Below are 17,314 nucleotides of genomic sequence, written 5' to 3' on the forward strand. Positions count from 1 at the left end.
TGTCGGGCCTGCTGCGGGTGTCGTCTGCTACTTTATTACCTAACGTGACAAAGTCGGTCGAGGGCCCGTGAGCGATAAGCTCCCGATGCCGATGTCGGCACGACCCGGTCCACCACGAAAGGAGCCTGCGCGTGACGGACACCCGTCAATCCACGAACGCTCCACACCGGTGGCCGCACCTCGCCGACGCCGAACGCGGCGCGCTTCGCGAACTCCTGATCCATGGCCCGCTCCCCCGCGCCGAGATCGCCAGACGCCTCGATGTGTCCCGCGCGAGCCTGACCCGCGCTACGCGGGTGCTCATGGAGCAGGCGATGATCACGGAAGGCGAGACGGCACTCCGCGGTGCGATGGGTCGGCCAAGCGAGATGCTCGTCGTCCGCGGCGACGCTCACCATTTCCTGGGTGTGAAGCTCACGGGAGACGCGGTGTTCGCCGTCGTGACGGATCTCGGTGCTCGGATCGTCGCAAGCGCGGGGGAACCGCTCGTGTCCACGTCGGTCTCCGACACCGTGGAACAGATCGGTCGACTGTACGACCGGTTCGCAGTGGAGTTCGACGACATCCGAGCCGCCGGAATCTCCCTCGCCGGAGACCTCGCCCGGATCGACGGCCGTCAGATCGTCCTCGCCTCGTACTTCCTCAAGTGGCGCGAGGTGCCGCTCGCCGAGCTGCTCGGCGAGCGGTTGGGCATTCCGGTGACCGCTGACAACGACGTCCATGCGCTGACCGCCTCCCAGCACTGGTTCGGTGCGGGAGCAGGATCGGACTCGCTCGCCCTCATCACGATCGGTGCTGGAATCGGCTTCGGACTGATCGTCGACGGCCGCGTGGTCGCCGGCCACCGCGGACGCGCCGGACGCTTCGATCACCTGATCGTGGATTCCACCGGCCCGACCTGCGGGCTCGGCCACCACGGTTGCGCCAGCGTCTACCTCACGAGCGAATCGATCGTGAGGGCTATCGGCCGCGACGGCGTGGATTACGCAGGGGCCGTCGCCCTCGCCCGCGCGGGTGACGCGATCGCGCTTCAGGCGTTCGAATCGGCCGGCCGAGCCCTGGGCGTCATCATCGGCACCGTCATGAACGGACTCGACCCGGAACGGGTCGTCCTCACCGGCGATGGTCTCGCCGTCCTGGAGATCGCGGGCGGCGAGGTGCGGCGATCACTCGAAGCTGTGCGCCTTCCGTACGACGATTCGGCCCGGTTCGACGTCCTCCCGTTCGAGTTCACCGAGTGGGCGCGCGCGGGCGCGGTGGCGGCGATCCGCACCATCCTCCGATTCTGACACTGCGCCGCAGGACGGAGCTCGCAGGTCAGGCGGACTCGCGCGGCACGAACTCGGTGCGGAGGACGACGTGGGCCGGCTGCTGCCCCTCGATCTGCTCCAGGAGCAGACGGGTCATCTCCCGGGCGATCCGTGGGAAGGGCTGGCGCATCGTTGTGATCGTCGGGCTGGAAGCGACCGCCGCAGCACTGTCGTCGAACCCGCCGACCGCGACATCATCTGGCACGCGGCGTCCGTGGGCCATGAGCACCTGGATGGCACCCGAAGCCATCAGGTCGTTGGCAGCGAAGACCGCATCGATCGTCGGGTCGTCGGCGAGGAGGCGCTCCATCGCGTCCGCACCGCTCTGACGGGACCAGTCACCGTGGACGACCGTTCCGTCTGATCCGAGCGCGTCCCGATAGCCGTCCACGCGCAGCAGTCCGCCGACACCGAGCGGAGGCCCGGCGATCATCACGACCCGGCTCCTGCCGAGCCCGAGCAGGTGCTCAGTCATCGTCCTGGCCCCGTCCCGGTCGTCGGCGGCGACGTAACTGGTCGTCGACCGCTGATCCACCGGCGTGCCGCAGTAGATGGTCGGCACCCCCTGCGAGGTGAGCTGGTCGAGGACGCCGAGCTCGCGGTTCCAGGAGACGAACATGACACCGTCGATCTGCCCGGTGCCGATGAAGTCGAGAGCTCGTCGCTGCTCCTCGAGTGAACTCGCCAGCAGCAGCACCATGGCGATGTTCCGCTCCGCCAGAGCCGTTGACACCTCTTTCATCAACACGGCGAAGTTCGGATCGCTGAACAGGTGGTCGACGTCCTCGCCGAGCAGGAACGCGACGGAGCCTGAACGGCGGAGCTTCAATCCTCGGGCATGGGCGTTCGCTCGATACCCCGTGGAGCGGACCGCCGCCTCGACCGCTCGCCGCGCTTCCTCACTGACCCAGCGGTGCCCGTTCATGGCCCGCGAGACGGTCCCGCGCGACACACCGGCAGCGGCGGCCACATCGTCGATCGTCGGGCGTCGGGCGGGGCCGGTCGTCGGGGTGCTCATGGTGGTCATAGCTTAGGGACTTCCGGTCGTGTCCGACGGTGATGCCGGTGTCCGCAATGGCGGACACCGGCATCACCGTCTCGTCAGCTGATCACTTCGCCTGAGCGGCGAAGGCGTCGTCCATCGACTTCAGCACCTGATCGATCGTCGACTGACCGGTGAAGATCGCCTGCACCCCGTCGAAGAGCGCGGGCTGGATCGTCGTGCTCGGCCACAGCTGATCCGGCCAAGTGGAGATGCGGTTCTCGGAGATGAAGCCGGAGGCAAGCTTCGCCACCTGCGAGTCCTGTTGCAGATCGCCCGGCATCGCCGCGGTGTCACCATAGGCGGTGGCGTAGGCGATCTGCGTCTCCGGTGTGGCGAGGTAGGCCAGGAACTTCTTCGCGAGGTCCTGCTTCGAGCTCTTCGCATTGACCGCGAAGGATGGACCCACGGTCGCGGAGAGGAAGGTCTCCGAGGCGTCGTCCGTCGCTGGGAACGCCTGGTAGTCGAGCTTGAGGCCGTCGGACCCGAGGGAGGCGATCGCCGAGGTCTCTGCGGCGACGGAGACGGTCGCGAGGGTCGTGCCCTTCGTGATGGCCTCCTGCACCTGGGAGTACGCGGTTCCGTTGGGCGATGGGTTGAAGCACCCGGCGGTGTCCATCTCCTGGTATTGCTCGAGCGCCTGCTTCCAGGCGGAGTCCGCGAAGGATGCGTCCCCGGACTCCTGCTGCTCCACGAAGTCAGGATCGTTGGCGTAGACGAGCGTCGCCGTGAGCGCGTACGGGATGAGCTGGGTGGTCCATGCGTCGGAGAGCCCAAGCCCGAAGGCGACCTTGCCTGCTGCCGACGCATCGGAACAGAACTGCAACACCTCGCTCCAGGTGGTGGGTTCGACGAGCCCCACCTCGTCGAGAGCGGCTGTGTTGTAGATGGCCCCGATGGACGAGAACGTCATCGGGACACCGACGATCGCACCGTCGGAGGTCGACAGGAGGTTGACGGCGGCCTTGGGGAGGTCCTTCGTCCAGGCCTCGTCCGAGACGTCCGCGAAGAAGCCCTTGTCGCCGGCGATCTTGACGCTGACGTTGTTGCCCGTCCCCGGGAACACCTGGACGACGTCCGGGGCGGTCCCGCCGGTGAGCTGCGTGGCGGTGACCTGCTGGTAGCTGTCCGGTGAGTCCTGGAGCTTCACGGTCACGCCCGGGTTGTCGGCTTCGAACTGCTTGATGACGGTCTTCATCGCCGCACCGCCGTTGACGCCGACCGTGAGCGTGTCCGCGTCGGCGGACCCTCCGGCGCTCGTCGAACAGCCGGCGAGCGCGAGGCCCACGATGGCGATGGAGGCGGTCGCCGCGAGGCGTCGCCGGGATGTCGTCGCTGACATGTGATTCCTTTCAGGATCCCTGGTGGACAGGGGTTCGAGTGGTGCTGGGGGTGGTACGGGGTGCCCGGTCGCGGGAGTCACCCCTTCAGGCCGGATGCGAAACCCTTCATGATGAAGCGCTGCATGAGGAAGTACGCGACGAGGATCGGAAGCACGGAGATCAGCAGCGCACAGAAGACCAGTGGCCAGTTCGCGCTGTAGAGGCTGACGAAGCTGTACACGGAGAGTGGGGCGGTGGAATTGCCGCTACCCGAGAGATAGAGGAGCGGGGTGAAGAAGTCGTTCCAGATCGACAGGCCACACAGGATGGCGATCGTGCCGGTCACCGGCCGGAGCAGTGGGAACACGATGGAGAGGAACGCACGACTCGGCCGAGCGCCGTCGATCGTCGCCGCCTCCTCGTAGTCCCGGGGCAGGTCCCTGAGGAACGCCGCGTACAGGAAGATCGAGAACGGGAGGAAGCCGCCGATGTTGATGAGGATGACGGCGACCGGCGAACCGACGAGGCCGATGCTCGCGAACCAGAGGTACAACGGGAGCATCGCCAGCTGGCCCGGGAACAGGAAGCCCAACAGGAACAGGTAGAACGCGCCGCGCGACCAGCGTCTGGTCGAACGCGTGACGGTGTAGGCGGCCATCGAGGAGATCACGATGATGACGGCGACCGAGACCACGGTGATGACGGCGCTGTTCACGAGGCTCGCACCCATCGCCGACTCCGTCCAGGCGGTGGCGAAGTTGCCGAAGTTCAGCGGCCAGGTGAACCCGAGGAAGCCGGGTGTTCCGTTGGGGTCGCGGAGTGCGACGGACAGCATCACGATGAACGGGATGAAGAACACGATCGCCGTCAGGATCAGGACGACCTCGAGGACGGCGGTCTTGGCGGTGTACCGGTTCACGACAGGTCCCCCTTCCGCTGGGTGATGCGGAACTGTGCGAAGGCGATCACGCCGACGACGATCGTGAGGATCACTCCCTGGGCGAGCGCGGTCGGGTACTGCAGATAGGTGAACGCGGTCTTGTAGACGATGGTGGCCATGGTCTCGGTGGAGCCCGCCGGTCCGCCCTTCGTCATCGCGAAGACGGTGTCGAACTGTTTGAGCGTCGAAATGAGCGTCAGCAGGACGTTGACGACGATCGCCCCGTTGATGAGCGGGATGACGATACTCGTGGTTCGACGGAAGGATCCTGCGCCGTCGATGGCGGCTGCTTCGAGGGTCTCCTCGGGGACGCCCTGCAGACCGGCGAGGTAGATGACCATCGAGTAGCCCGCACCCTGCCAGATGATGGCCGCGCAGATCGAGAAGATGGCGATCGACGGGTCCCCGAGCCAGTCCTGTTTGAGGGCGCCGAGTCCGATCGCGTCGAGTGCGCCGTTGACCGTGCCAGTGGGGCTCAACAGGTACTTCCAGAGGAAGCCGGCGACGATGGGAGTGAGGACGACGGGCAGGAAGAAGACGAGGCGGAGCACGTAGCGGCTCTTGACCTGGGTGTTGAGTCCGAGGGCGAGGAGCAGGCCGACCACGTTCTGCAGCACGGTCACGATCACCGTGATCAGGAAGGTGTTGCCGATGGCTCGGAGCGTGCCAGGATCCTGCAGCGCGCCGATGAAGTTCTGGACACCCTGGAAGCTCCAGGTCGAACCGAGTCCGTCCCAGTCTGTGAACGAGTAGAAGAACCCTTGCAGGTTCGGCCAGAGCACGATGACGGCGTACATCGCGAGCGCCGGCACCACGAACCAGGCCGGGGTCCGGGCGCCCACCGCACGCTTCCTCCCACGGCGACGACCAGGGCCGAGTGGCTCCACGTCCGCGGAAATGATCGGGACACTCGGGGCGGCGGTCACGAGCCGAGCTCCGTGACGCGGGCCGCGTCGAGTGGTGGCGTATACGTCATCGGGGTCCATCTTCGTTGAGGGTTACTGGAAACGTTCACAGTATTGCACGGCGATTCTTTCCGGGCAACCGCCGGTTGAATCCTTTCATATACGGCTCTCACGCAGATGTTCCGTCTGTGGAGACTGGGAGCGATTACAGCTATGCTGACACCGTTCACGCGTGCAACCGCGTCGACGCCCGCGTCTGATTCGAAGGAGCATCACCGATGGAAGCAGTGCCCACCGCCACCGCGACAGCCCTGACCGTGCGGCACGAGCCCTGGGCGGAATCGGACAGCGATCCCGCGATGAGCAACGCTCAGGACCGACACGCGCGCGTCCGCCTGACGAGCAGATCGCTCCTCGTGGACGGCAAGCGCGTCATCCCGGTCTCAGGCGAGTTCCACCACACGCGGGTTCCGAGGGAACGCTGGGAGGAACGCTTGCGCGTCATGCGCGCCGGCGGGATCACGGTCGTCGCCTTCTACATCATCTGGATCCACCACGAGGAGGAGCGCGGACGGTACCGGTTCGACGGCGACCGGGATGTCGCAGCCTTCGTCGACCTGTGCGCTGAGATCGGACTCGACGTCGTCCTCCGCATCGGGCCCTGGGTGCACGGCGAGGTGCGGAACGGCGGGTTCCCCGACTGGGTGCAGCAGGCTGATGTCGACCACCGGACGGATGATCCGCGATACCTCGCGCTCGTCGAGACGTGGTTCGCGAGGCTGGGACGCGAACTGGCCGGTCGCTGCGGCCCGTCGTCCCACGTCATCGCCATCCAGATCGAGAACGAACTCTACGACCAGCCCGGGCACATCCGCACGCTCAAGCAACTCGCACGCGATGCGGGGCTGGCCGCGCCGATCTGGACCTCCACCGGCTGGGGCGGCGCCGAGCTTCCCGAGGAAGAGGTGCTCCCCTTGTTCGGCGGGTACGGCGACGGGTTCTGGGTGGCCTACGACGCACCATGGGACCACACGTTCCGGGAGCACTTCTACTTCAGCCATGTGTGGGACGACCCTGGCATCGGCGCCGACCTGCGCACCACGAAAGACCTCCGGGAGCCTCGGACGCCCTCACCCGGCTATCCGGCCGCGACCTGTGAGCTCGGCGGCGGGATGGCGACCGCCTATCAGCGCCGTCCCCTGCTCGGCGGGCTCGACGTCGCGGCCGTCGCGCACAACAAGATCGGCAACGGTTCCGCTTGGCAGGGGTACTACATGTTCGTCGGAGGTCGGAACCCGGTCGGGACGCGCTCGGGCCTGCAGGAATCGCACGATACGGGCTACCCCAACGATCTGCCCGTGTTCGACTACGACTTCCATGCCCCGATCGGAGCGACGGGACGGACGACCCCGGCGTTCGCCGCATTGCGTCGCCAGCACGCCTTCCTCGCGGCGTTCGGCGACCGCCTCGCAGCGATGCCCTCGACCCTGCCGGACCGGCTCCCCGACGGTGTCGGTGACCGCGACACGCTGCGCTGGGCCCTGCGGAGTGACGGTCGGAGCGGGTTCGTCTTCATCACCTGGCATCAGGCGGTCGAGGCACTCGACGACCACGACCCGGTGGCGTTCGACATCGCGCTCGACGACGGCGTCCTCCGCTTCCCCGAACAGCCCGTCTCCATCCCGACCGGGACGATCGCGTCCTGGCCCATCGGTCTCGATCTCGACGGTGTCTCTCTGGACTGGGCCACGGCCACACCACTCACCGTGCTCGACGGTCGACGGCGCACGCTCGTGCTGGTCGCGGAGACCGGCATCCCGGCGACGCTCCGGTTCGCGGAGCACACCGCGCTCGAGAGTCGGACCGGGTCCGTCATCGACGGACGCTCGATCACGATCGAGGCAGACACACCCGTCGTCGTCACGGCCCGGTCGGAAGCCGGCGAACTCGACGTCCTCGTGGTCCCCCCGCGGATGGCTGACCGAGTCTGGGCGCTCGACGCGCCGCTCGGAGTGCGGCTCCTACTCTCCGACGACCCGGTGTGGTCGGGGGCCGACGGGTCGATCATGGGCGACCTGCGCGAACGCGACGTACGACCTCAGGAATACCGACCGGAGGCTGCAGCCTTCGTGCCGATTGGAATTGATTGGGTCGGCGGTACACCAGCGAGTCCGAACGACGAGACCGCGAACGTCCAACTCACCCTGATGCGCGGTGCCGGTGCGCCACCCCCCTCCTACGGCGAGTTCGAATCGCGGGCGTCCGCGCCTCGGAACGGCGCTTTCGCTCGCTCAGCGTCGAGGACTCGACTGCAGCTACCCCCGCTGGACGGTCGCGGCGCCCGTCGCAGGGAACTCGAAATCGTCTGGGCGGGCGACGTCGCTCGGCTCGTGGTCGATGGGATCGTCCGAGCTGACCGGTTCTGGGACGGGTCGCCGTGGATCGTCGACCTCGACGACATCGGGCTCAGGTCCGGGTCCGAACTGGTCCTCGAAGTGCTGGCACTGCACCCCGAAGCACTCGTCGGCCTTCCCGCTGATGCAGCTGCCAAGCGGGCTGCGGTCGACGGACCGCTGCACGACGTCGGGCGCGTCGACTTGGTCGAGTGGTACCGGTGGACTGAGGCCGGCGCATGACGGGCAGGACCGTGCCCGAGGCGTATGCCCTCCGTGCGGCCGGGCTGGCCGACCCACTCGGCGTGCCGACACCCAGACCAGGGCTGTCCTGGCGACTCCGCGGCGAGATCGCGCCGCTCGGCGCAGTGGTCGAAGGTGCATCCGATCGGGACGCGCTCCTCGCGGGCCGGGCGGACCGGTTCCGTGTGGAAGTGGCGTCGTCGAACCGCCTGTCCTGGCCGGCGGCGGATCTCCTCAGTCGCGAGCGGGTCTGGTGGCGTGTCGGCGTGAGCAGCACCGGCGGCATGGCTTGGAGCGACCCGGCACGGATCGAGGCCGCGCTCTGGGCTGACGCCGACTGGGACGCAGACGCCATCACCCACCCGGATTGGCTCCGCGTATCGGACGCCGCGAGACCGGAGGCGTTCCCCGAACTCCGACGGGAGTTCACCGTCGAGGGCCCGATCGTCGAAGCCCGCCTGTATCTGAGCGGCGCAGGCGTCGTCGTCCCGTCGCTGAACGGACGCGCGGCGATCCGGGGTCAGCTCGAACCCGGCTACTCGACGCTCTCCATCGGCGTCCCGGCGTCCGCCTGGGACGTCACGGACCTCCTCAGAACCGGCGCGAACGTGCTCGATGTCCGCCTCGGCGGCGGCATCGCCGACGTCCCGGGCCTCACCGATCGCTACACGAAGTTCAGCGATCCATCCGGCACCCCCTGGGTGCGGCTGCGCTTGGAGGTCTTCGACCGGTCTGGGGCAGCGACCGTCCTCGCGACGGGCACCGACTGGCTGACCCGACTCGGTTCGACCACCGTCGCCCACTGGTACGGCGGCGAGGACGAAGTCCTGTCGGCCGTCGGTGAATGGGAACCGGCCGCGGTCGTCCCGGACGCGGTCCCGTCGTGGTGGCGCGCCACGCCTCCCGTGGTGGTGCAGGACGTCCTCGAGGTCTGGAGCTGGAGGGAAGACGCCGGCGTCCGGACGCTGGACTTCGGCCTGAACACCGCCGGGCGCCCGCTGGTTCGAACGGATCGACTGCCCGCGGGTGCGCGGCTCAGGCTCGCTCCCGCCGAACTGGTCGGCCCTGGCGGGAGGATCGACCAGGCGTCGACCGGCTCCCCCATCTTCGACACCGTGCACCTCGGCCGGCGTGAGGAGCATCTCTTCTCCCCGGATTGGGTTCCGTCCTTCGTTTACCATGGCGGCCGTTTCCTCGAGGTCGAGGGACTTCCGGCCGATGCGCCCGCCGACACGATCGCGTTCCAGACAATGCGCGCGGACAATGAGGCCGTCGGGTCGTTCTCGTCGAGTGACGTCTTCCTCGATGATCTCCACCGCATCATCGACCGCGCGGTGCAGAGCAACATGTACAGCGTGCTCACGGACTGCCCACACCGGGAGAAGCTCGGATGGCTCGAACAACTGCACCTGTGCTTTGACACGTTGACCCGCGGCTACGACGTCGAGGCACAACTCACCGATGCCGTCAAACACATGATGGACGCCCAGACGGAGACCGGGCTCATCCCGAGCACGGTTCCCGAGTTGGTCGTGTTCGACACCTTCCCGTGGAAGGACGACCGCGACGCATTCCGGGACGATCCGAACTGGGGTCGCTCGATCGTCGAGGTCCCCTGGCGGCTGTACACGCACACCGGAGGTGCCGACCTCATCCGCACCGCGTTCCCGGCGATGCAACGGTACCTCGCTCATCTCGAATCGAGAGCCGATGGAGACCTCCTCGACTTCGGTCTCGGCGACTGGATCGAGATCGACGACACCACCCCACGAGCGATGGTCGCCACCCACGCGTGGGCTTCGACACTCGACCACGCGGCCGCTGCGGCGCGGGTCGTCGGCGAGGAATCCACCGCCGGTCTCTGGGCTGCCCGAGCGGCAGATGTCTGGTTGGCGTTCACCGCGCAGTTCAGAGACCCCGTGAGCGGTGTCTGGGGTTCGGGCAGTCAGGGAAGCTGGGCGATCGCCTGGTCCACCCCCGGACTCGACGATCCAGAACGCGCCCGCATCATCGATCGCCTCGTCGCCCGTATCCACGCCGATGATGATGCGCTCACGGTCGGCGAGATCGCTCTCAGCTGGTTCATCCGCGCTCTCACGGACTCGGGCCACTCCGAGCTCCTGCACCGGATGCTCCGACGAACCGACGCGCCGGGCTACGGACATCAGCTCGCCACGGGGGCGACCGCCCTGACTGAGTCATGGGAGGGGCCCTCCGCCCGCACCGGTGTCGCGTCGCAGAACCACTTCATGCTGAGCGCCATCGACGACTGGATCGTCGGCGACGTCGCCGGGCTCCGGCAGACTCCGGGTGCGGTGGGCTGGCGCTCCATCACGGTGCGCCCGCGGACGCTCGACGGCGTCGACGATGCGCGAACGGTCTTTGACTCACCGGCCGGTCGATTCGAGGTCGCGTGGTGTCGGGACCAGGATGGAGGCCGAGCCACCCTGGACATCGTGGCCCCACCCGGCGTGGAGGTCCTGGTGCCCGAGCACGAACGATTCCGGGTAACACGACGACGCGCGTAGCCGCCTCATCGACGACGAGAGAGGAGACGCACCGTGTACTACGGCGGCGACTACAACCCGGAGCAGTGGCCGGAGGACATCTGGCCGGAGGACGTCCGTCTGATGCAAGAGGCGCACGTGAACCTCGTGAGCATCGGCATCTTCGCCTGGTCACGGATCCAGCCGGCGGAGGGCGAGTTCGACTGGACGTGGCTCGACCGGATCCTCGCACTCCTCCACGCCGGCGGCATCCAGGTGGACCTCGCGACCGCCACTGCCTCTCCCCCGCACTGGGTCGTGCAGCGCTACCCCGAGATCCTGCCCCGCACCGCGGACGGCACGGTGCTCGGCCCGGGAAGCCGTCAGCATTACGCGCCTTCGTCACCGGTGTACCGGCGGCTCGCCGCGGAACTGGTCGCCGCGCTCGCCGAGCGGTATCACGACCACCCGGCCGTGGTCATGTGGCACGTGAACAACGAACTGGGCTGCCATCTGCACGCGGACTATTCGGACAACGCCACCGCAGCCTTCCGTGTCTGGGTCGAACGCAAGTACGGCGATCTCGCCACCCTGAACGCAGCCTGGGGTACGGCGTTCTGGTCGCAGATCTACACGGACTTCGACCAGGTCCTTCCACCTCGGCTGGCCCCATACAGCATCAACCCCGGTCTTGCGCTCGATTTCAAGCGCTTCACCTCGGATAGCATGCTCGAACTGTTCATCCTCGAGCGCGACATCATCCGCGCCGCGGGCGCGACACAGCCCATCACCACGAACTTCATGGGTGCCTTCGCGCCTGCCGACTACTGGCGCTGGGCGCAAGAGGTCGACGTCATCTCGGATGACAACTATCCGGATCCGAACGATCCGGAATCGTTCCGGCGCTCGGCATTCGCGCGTGACCTCATGCGCTCCTTGAAGCCCGGAACGCCCTGGTTACTCATGGAGCAATCCACCGGGGCACTCAACTGGCGTCCGACGAACGCGCCGAAACATCCGGGGCAGATGGCGGCGACATCGATCCAGGCGATCGGACACGGCGCGGATGCCGTCATGTTCTTCCAGTGGCGTCAGTCACGTCGCGGCAGCGAGAAGTTCCATTCGGCGATGGTCCCGCAGAGCGGCACGGAGTCCCGTGTCTGGCGAGAGGTCCGTGCTCTCGGAGCGACCGTCGGTGGACTCCCCCCGATGGCCCCGGAGAGCGGGGCGCGCGTCGCCATCGTCTTCGACTGGGAGAACTGGTGGGCGCTGTCGCACACCGACCATCCCGTGGTCGTGGACTACGCCGAGATCGTCCAACGCTGGTACGCGGCCCTCCACAGCCTGCACGTCTCGATCGACATCGTGCACCCCACGAGCGAGCTGTCGTCGTACGCGCTCCTCGTCGTGCCACAGCTGTACCTGCTCAACGATGAGGGTGCGCGCAACGTCACGCGCTACGGTTCGAACGGCGGCACCGTGTTCGTCTCGGCGTTCACCGACGTCGTCGATGAGGACGATGCGTTTCGCCCGGGCGGTTTCCTGGTGGGACTCCGCGAGCTGCTCGGTGTCACGGTCGAGGAGTTCGGGGCCCTCGTGCCGCCGGGAGCGGACGACCCCGGCCAAGCGCACAGCACCGTGGGCGCGCCGTTCGGACGGGTCCGCGGTGAGTTTTTCGCCGAGGAGCTGCGCATCTTGGACGCCGAGGTCGTCGGCATTTTCGACGACGGACGGCTCGACGGCCGGCCCGCGCTGACCCGCAAGGACCACGGTGCGGGGGCTGCCTATTACCTCGCGACCGTCCCCGACGACGACGGGATGCGCGTGGTCCTCGCGTGGCTCCTCGAGTCCTCCGGTGTCGAGCCCGAACTGCACGAGCTGCCGCCCGTCGTCGAAGTCGCCCGCCGTGGCGAGGTCCTCACCATCATCAACCATGGCTCCGAGCCGCAACCGGTCGAGATCGACCGTGTCGACCTCCTCACCGGCAAGCGGATCGGCACTGCCGTCCTGGAGCCCTACGGCTGGCGCATGGTGCGTCGCTGAGCACGCCGTCCCATCACTCCCGATACCTCGCCGTCCGGAGGATCGCCGGTTCGACGGGCGCTCGAACCCCTACCACTCGACCGGTGAATCCGCCGGCCACCTCGGTGGACAGGTATCGCCCGTCGACACGAGCCAGCTCGACGTCACCGTCCGCACCACCGACGAGGAGGAGACGAACCTCGTCCGGTCCATCGCCGAGCGGCGCGGCCGCCTCGATCGCGAGGGTCACGATCCTCCCCGGCGCCGGTTCCGGCGCCGACACGGGCGCTTCGAGCGGACCGATACGCATGAACGCTCGCGCCATGCCACTCTCGAGACGGACCTCGCACCAGTGTCGGTCGTCGAGGCGGAGCCGGACGGCGGCTCCGGCCTGCGACGAGTGCACCTCCGCTTCGAACCTCCAGCGCGGCGCCAGCGTGCGGACGCCCATCATCGCATCGGTGCCGCCGGCCGACCGTGCTGGCTGGAGCAGTACACCGCCACCAGCGCGTCTCGTCGCGACCGCGTCGACGGCGACGCTTGGAGACACCCATCGGGGATGCAAACGGGGTGCGGCGAAGTCGTCCTCGAAGGAGCGGTCGACGACGGGTGCAGAGAACCGCGACTCGTCGATGACGGGCCAGCCGTCAACCCAATCGACACCCGCGAGGAACGTCTCGCGTCCGTTCACATGGAACATCGGTGTCATTCCTGCCGGGCGGACGCCGAGGTAGACGGCCGCCCAGCCTCCGTCTGCGCACTGGACGAGGTCGGCGTGGCCGGTGTTCTGCACCGGGTGCGTGGTACTCCGGTGTGACAGGAGCGGATTGCTCGGAGCCGACTCGAAGGGCCCTTCTGGCGACACGGAGCGTGCGACGGACACGCTGTGCCCTCGCTCCGTTCCGCCTTCGGCGATCACGAGGTACCACCATCCGTCGTGCTGGTAGAGGTGCGGAGCTTCCGGAAACGCGAGACCGGTCCCCTGCCACAGCGACCGCGGCGGCTCCATCGCCCGGCCACTGTCGAGGTCGACCCTCGCCTGGGCGATCCCGCGAAGCTCCGGCGCGGTCGCGCAGTATGTGACGTAGCACTCCCCGTCCGGCGTCCAGGCGAGGTCGGGATCGATGCCGATGAGCGTGGGGATCCGCGTCGCCGATGACCACGGTCCGGCAGGGTCTTCGGCTGAGACCACCAGTTGCCCGCCGCCGCCGGAGACATCTGTCGTGATCAGCCAGAACCGCCCGTCGTGGTGTCTGAGCGTCGGAGCGAACACCCCCTTGCTCGCACCTGCGGACCCGGCACTGAACTGATCTGGCCGCTCGAGGACGTTGCCGACGAGTTCCCAACGGAGCAGGTCGGTGCTGTGCCACAAAGGCACGCCCGGTGAGTACTCGAACGACGAGTTGGCGAGATAGTAGTCCGAACCGACTCGGCAGATCGTCGGGTCGGGGTGGAAACCGGGGACGATCGGCTGCACGCTGGTCGACTCGGCGGTGTCCGCCGGTGCCTGTTCGAGGGTGTTCGTCACTTGATTCCTGTCACGGCGATGCCTTGGGTGAAGTAGCGCTGCAGGGCGATGAAGAGCAGCAACACCGGCGTGATCACGAGGACGGATCCGGCGAGCAGCACGCCGTAGTTCGTCGAGTTCTGTCCGACCGAGTAGAGCGACAGCGCCACGGGAAGGGTGTACATGTCCTCGGACTGCGCGACGACGAGCGGCCAGAGGAAGTTGTTCCACGACCCGAGGAAGGTCAGGATCGCGAGGGTGGCGAGCGCAGGACCGCACAGCGGTAGGACGATCCGGAGGAAGATACGCACCTCGCTCGCGCCGTCGATGCGTGCGGCCTCGATCAGGGCGTCGGGGATCTCCTGGATGAACTGGCGCATGAGGAATACGCCGAGCGGTCCGGCGAGGAACGGCAGGATCAACGCGGCATAGGTGCTGACGAGACCCAGCTTGCTGACGACGACGAACAACGGCACGAAGGTGACGACACCCGGGACCATGAGCGTGAGGAGCACGAGCACGAAGAGGACCTTCTTGCCGGCGAAGTCGAGCTTGGCGAGGGCATAGCCGACCATCGAGCAGAACAGCAGGGTGCCGAGCACGGTGAAGAGCGCGACGACGACGCTGTTCGTGAAGAACGTGCCGATCTGCAGGCGTCCGAACCAGGCTCCGAAGTTCTCCCAGGTGAACGTCTCCGGCCACCAGGTCGGTGGGCGCTGCAGGAGCTCCTGCTGGGTCTTCACAGAGCCGAGGTACATCCAGACGAAGGGCACGAGGGTCGTGGCGACGGCGACGATCAGCACGAGGTAGACCAGCGCACGTCCGAGGGAGGATCGTCTCCGACGGACCCGAGGTCTCCGAGCGGGCGTGGTGGTCGCGGTCTTACCGACGGCGAGGGCGACCGGGTCGGTCAGGGTGGTCATGCGCTCAGTCCTTCTCTCGGAATGCTCGGAACTGCACCAGGCTGAGCAACGCGATCGCGACGAACAGCACGTAGCTCGCTGCCGAGGCGGTGCCGTAGTTGCCGAAGCCGAACTGGTTGAACGTGAAATAACTGATCGACAGCGTCGAATCCAGCGGGCCGCCCTTGGTCATGACGAAGGGCTCCTCGAAGAACTGCAGGAAGCCGACGGACAGCAGGACGGCCCCCAGCAGGAGGGTGGGGCGCAGCAGCGGCAGCGTCACGCGGAAGAAGCGCTGCCAGGCACCGGCACCGTCGACTTGGGCGGCTTCGAGCACGTCGCCCGGGATGCCCTGAAGACCGGCGAGGAAGATGATCATCAGCGTCCCCATGTTGCGCCACACGGCGAGCATGATCATCGCGGGCATGGACCAGTTCGGGTCGTTCAACCAGTCTGGCCCCTGGATCCCCACGCCACTGAGGACGACGTTGAGGAGACCCTCGGGCTGCAGGATGAACCGCCAGACAACCGCGACGGCGACGATGCTCGTCACGACCGGTGCGTAGAACCCGACCCGGAACGCGGTACGGAAGCGGGTGATGCCGTTGTTGAGCGCGAGCGCCAGGGCGAGCGCACACATCATCGTCAGCGGAATGCCGACGACGACGAAGTACACGGTGTTGAGCAACGAACGGACGAACTGTTCGTTCTGGAACAACTGGACGTACTGCTCCAAGCCGACGAAACCGACGGCCAGTGGATTCGGGATGTCCGTCGAACGGAAGTCCGTGAACGACATGACGAACGAGCTGAACAGAGGGAAGACCATGAAGAGGGCGAAGCTGAGGAGGAACGGCAGTGCGAACGCGTACGCGACGATCGTGGTCCGCCGTCGCCGCCCGGCGGGCCCGCCACTGCCGGAGCGACGTCGCGCTCCGACAGTGGCGGGTCGGAGGAGCGTGGTCACTTGCCGGTCCCGAGGGCTTCGGCCTGCTGCTGGAGGTCCTTGAGCGCTTCGGCCGGGTCTTTGCCTCCGCGCAGGATCTGTTCCAGCGTGGTGTCCGCCGCTGCCGACACCTGAGCCCAGGTCGAGAGCGTCGGAGCGATCTTGACGCTTCTCAGCTGGTCGCCGAACACCGCGACCTTCGGGTCTTCGGTCAGCTTCGAGTCCTTCCAGGCCGACTGCTGGGCAGGGAGGTCGTTGACCGTTGAGAACCAGTCGACCTGGACCTTGGGGTCGCTCAGCCACTTGATGAGCTTCCAGGCTGCGTCGGGGTTCTTCGCCGCCTTGAACACCGTCAGGTTGGCTCCCGCCGCGAACGACGTCGACGTGCCATCTGTCGAAGCGGGGATCTGCGCGACAGCGAACTTGTCCTCGAAGCCAGGACCGCCCGCGGTTTTCAGACCTGGGATGTCCCAGGGGCCGCTGATGAACATGGGCACGGAACCGTCCACGAAGTTCGACGCGGTGGAGCCGGCTTCACCGTCCGGGTTCGGGTTTGCGATCCCCTCAGTGAAGAAGGTGTCCAAGTAGTCGACCGCACCGGTCACCTGCGGGGTGTCGATCGTCCACTCGGTTTGGTCGGCGTTCGTGATCTCCGCACCATTCGACCAGGCGAAGGGCAGGCTGCCCAGGAAGCCGTTCCAGCCTCCGGAAGGCAGGACGACGCCGTACTTGGCACCGGTCTGCGTCTGGTAGGCCTTGGCCAGGGATTTGAAGCCGTCCCAGTCCGTGGGAAAGGTTCCGAAGCCCGCTTGCTCGGCAAGGTCGGTTCGGTAGAAGAGCACCCGCGTCTCGACGTACCACGGCACGCCGTACTGGGTGTCGTCGAACGTCGTCGACTGCGTCGCGAAGTCGAACATGTCGGAGGTGTCGATCGCGTCGGGCTTCGGTGAAAGCGCGTTCTGGAAGCCGGGCATCCAGTCGCTGCCGAGCATGCCGATGTCGGGTGTCGTGCCGCCGGCGACGGCTGTCTGGTACTTGTTCTGTGCGGAATCCCACGGCACGGCTGTGACCTTCACCGTGACATCCGGGTTCGCCTTCTCGAAGGGTTTGATGAAGTCCTTGAGGGCCTCCCCTTCCGAGCCCTGCGCCCAGATCGTCACCGTGCCCTTGGCGGGCGAGTCGTCGAGTTCCAGTGCCGCACCGTCGCTCGCGCCGGTGTCCGCGCTGCGGCCGCAGCCGGTGAGCGCGAGGGCAGCGGCGGCGGAGATCGCGGCTACGGCGATCATGCTTCTGTTT

General features: G+C 67.2%; 12 protein-coding genes. 4 read left to right on the forward strand and 8 right to left on the reverse strand.

What is annotated here, in order from left to right; genetic code table 11:
- The first annotated feature begins 131 nt into the window (after positions 1 to 131).
- Positions 132 to 1,289 carry an ROK family protein gene (locus ACQ3HE_RS02295; protein ID WP_430891160.1) on the forward strand — a complete coding sequence of 386 codons (1,158 nt, stop codon included), beginning with the start codon at positions 132 to 134 and terminating at the stop codon, positions 1,287 to 1,289.
- Between the two features lie 28 nt (positions 1,290 to 1,317).
- Here ACQ3HE_RS02295 and ACQ3HE_RS02300 read toward each other — a convergent pair whose 3' ends face one another.
- The 4 genes from ACQ3HE_RS02300 to ACQ3HE_RS02315 all read right to left on the reverse strand — a co-directional run bounded on the left by ACQ3HE_RS02300 (position 1,318) and on the right by ACQ3HE_RS02315 (position 5,456).
- The gene (locus ACQ3HE_RS02300; protein WP_430891162.1) at positions 1,318 to 2,328 is read right to left on the reverse strand and encodes a LacI family DNA-binding transcriptional regulator; all 1,011 of its coding nucleotides are present in this window, start codon (positions 2,326 to 2,328) and stop codon (positions 1,318 to 1,320) included.
- A gap of 91 nt (positions 2,329 to 2,419) precedes the next feature.
- Positions 2,420 to 3,694 carry an ABC transporter substrate-binding protein gene (locus ACQ3HE_RS02305; protein WP_430891164.1) on the reverse strand — a complete coding sequence of 425 codons (1,275 nt, stop codon included), beginning with the start codon at positions 3,692 to 3,694 and terminating at the stop codon, positions 2,420 to 2,422.
- A 77-nt stretch (positions 3,695 to 3,771) separates the two neighbouring features.
- The gene (locus ACQ3HE_RS02310) at positions 3,772 to 4,593 is read right to left on the reverse strand and encodes a carbohydrate ABC transporter permease (protein ID WP_430891166.1); all 822 of its coding nucleotides are present in this window, start codon (positions 4,591 to 4,593) and stop codon (positions 3,772 to 3,774) included.
- Positions 4,590 to 5,456: a carbohydrate ABC transporter permease gene (locus ACQ3HE_RS02315; protein WP_430891168.1), complete on the reverse strand. Its 867-nt coding sequence runs from the start codon at positions 5,454 to 5,456 to the stop codon at positions 4,590 to 4,592. Before ACQ3HE_RS02315 ends, ACQ3HE_RS02310 begins: the two co-directional genes overlap by 4 nt.
- A 341-nt stretch (positions 5,457 to 5,797) precedes the next feature.
- Here ACQ3HE_RS02315 and ACQ3HE_RS02320 point away from each other — a divergent pair, with 341 nt between their 5' ends.
- From ACQ3HE_RS02320 to ACQ3HE_RS02330, 3 genes are read left to right on the forward strand one after another with little or no spacing between them, the layout of a single operon-like run.
- A complete protein-coding gene (locus ACQ3HE_RS02320) occupies positions 5,798 to 8,155 on the forward strand; it encodes a beta-galactosidase (RefSeq protein ID WP_430891170.1) in 2,358 nt (785 codons plus the stop codon).
- Complete coding sequence (locus ACQ3HE_RS02325; protein ID WP_430891172.1) at positions 8,152 to 10,683, forward strand: family 78 glycoside hydrolase catalytic domain; 2,532 nt, start codon at positions 8,152 to 8,154, stop codon at positions 10,681 to 10,683. Before ACQ3HE_RS02320 ends, ACQ3HE_RS02325 begins: the two co-directional genes overlap by 4 nt.
- 33 nt (positions 10,684 to 10,716) lie before the next feature.
- Positions 10,717 to 12,684: a beta-galactosidase gene (locus ACQ3HE_RS02330; protein WP_430891174.1), complete on the forward strand. Its 1,968-nt coding sequence runs from the start codon at positions 10,717 to 10,719 to the stop codon at positions 12,682 to 12,684.
- A gap of 13 nt (positions 12,685 to 12,697) precedes the next feature.
- Here ACQ3HE_RS02330 and ACQ3HE_RS02335 read toward each other — a convergent pair whose 3' ends face one another.
- Genes ACQ3HE_RS02335 through ACQ3HE_RS02350 form a run of 4 tightly spaced genes read right to left on the reverse strand, consistent with a single transcriptional unit; the run spans position 12,698 to position 17,304 of the window.
- A complete protein-coding gene (locus ACQ3HE_RS02335) occupies positions 12,698 to 14,191 on the reverse strand; it encodes a glycoside hydrolase family 43 protein (RefSeq protein ID WP_430891176.1) in 1,494 nt (497 codons plus the stop codon).
- Complete coding sequence (locus tag ACQ3HE_RS02340) at positions 14,188 to 15,093, reverse strand: carbohydrate ABC transporter permease (RefSeq protein ID WP_430891178.1); 906 nt, start codon at positions 15,091 to 15,093, stop codon at positions 14,188 to 14,190. Before ACQ3HE_RS02340 ends, ACQ3HE_RS02335 begins: the two co-directional genes overlap by 4 nt.
- Before the next feature lie 4 nt (positions 15,094 to 15,097).
- Positions 15,098 to 16,039, reverse strand: coding sequence for a carbohydrate ABC transporter permease (locus ACQ3HE_RS02345; protein WP_430891180.1), 942 nt, complete (start codon positions 16,037 to 16,039; stop codon positions 15,098 to 15,100).
- Positions 16,036 to 17,304: an extracellular solute-binding protein gene (locus ACQ3HE_RS02350; protein ID WP_430891182.1), complete on the reverse strand. Its 1,269-nt coding sequence runs from the start codon at positions 17,302 to 17,304 to the stop codon at positions 16,036 to 16,038. Before ACQ3HE_RS02350 ends, ACQ3HE_RS02345 begins: the two co-directional genes overlap by 4 nt.
- Between the last annotated feature and the right edge of the window lie 10 nt (positions 17,305 to 17,314).

It is taken from the genome of Plantibacter auratus (assembly GCF_050587365.1).
GTDB lineage: Bacteria > Actinomycetota > Actinomycetes > Actinomycetales > Microbacteriaceae > Plantibacter > Plantibacter auratus.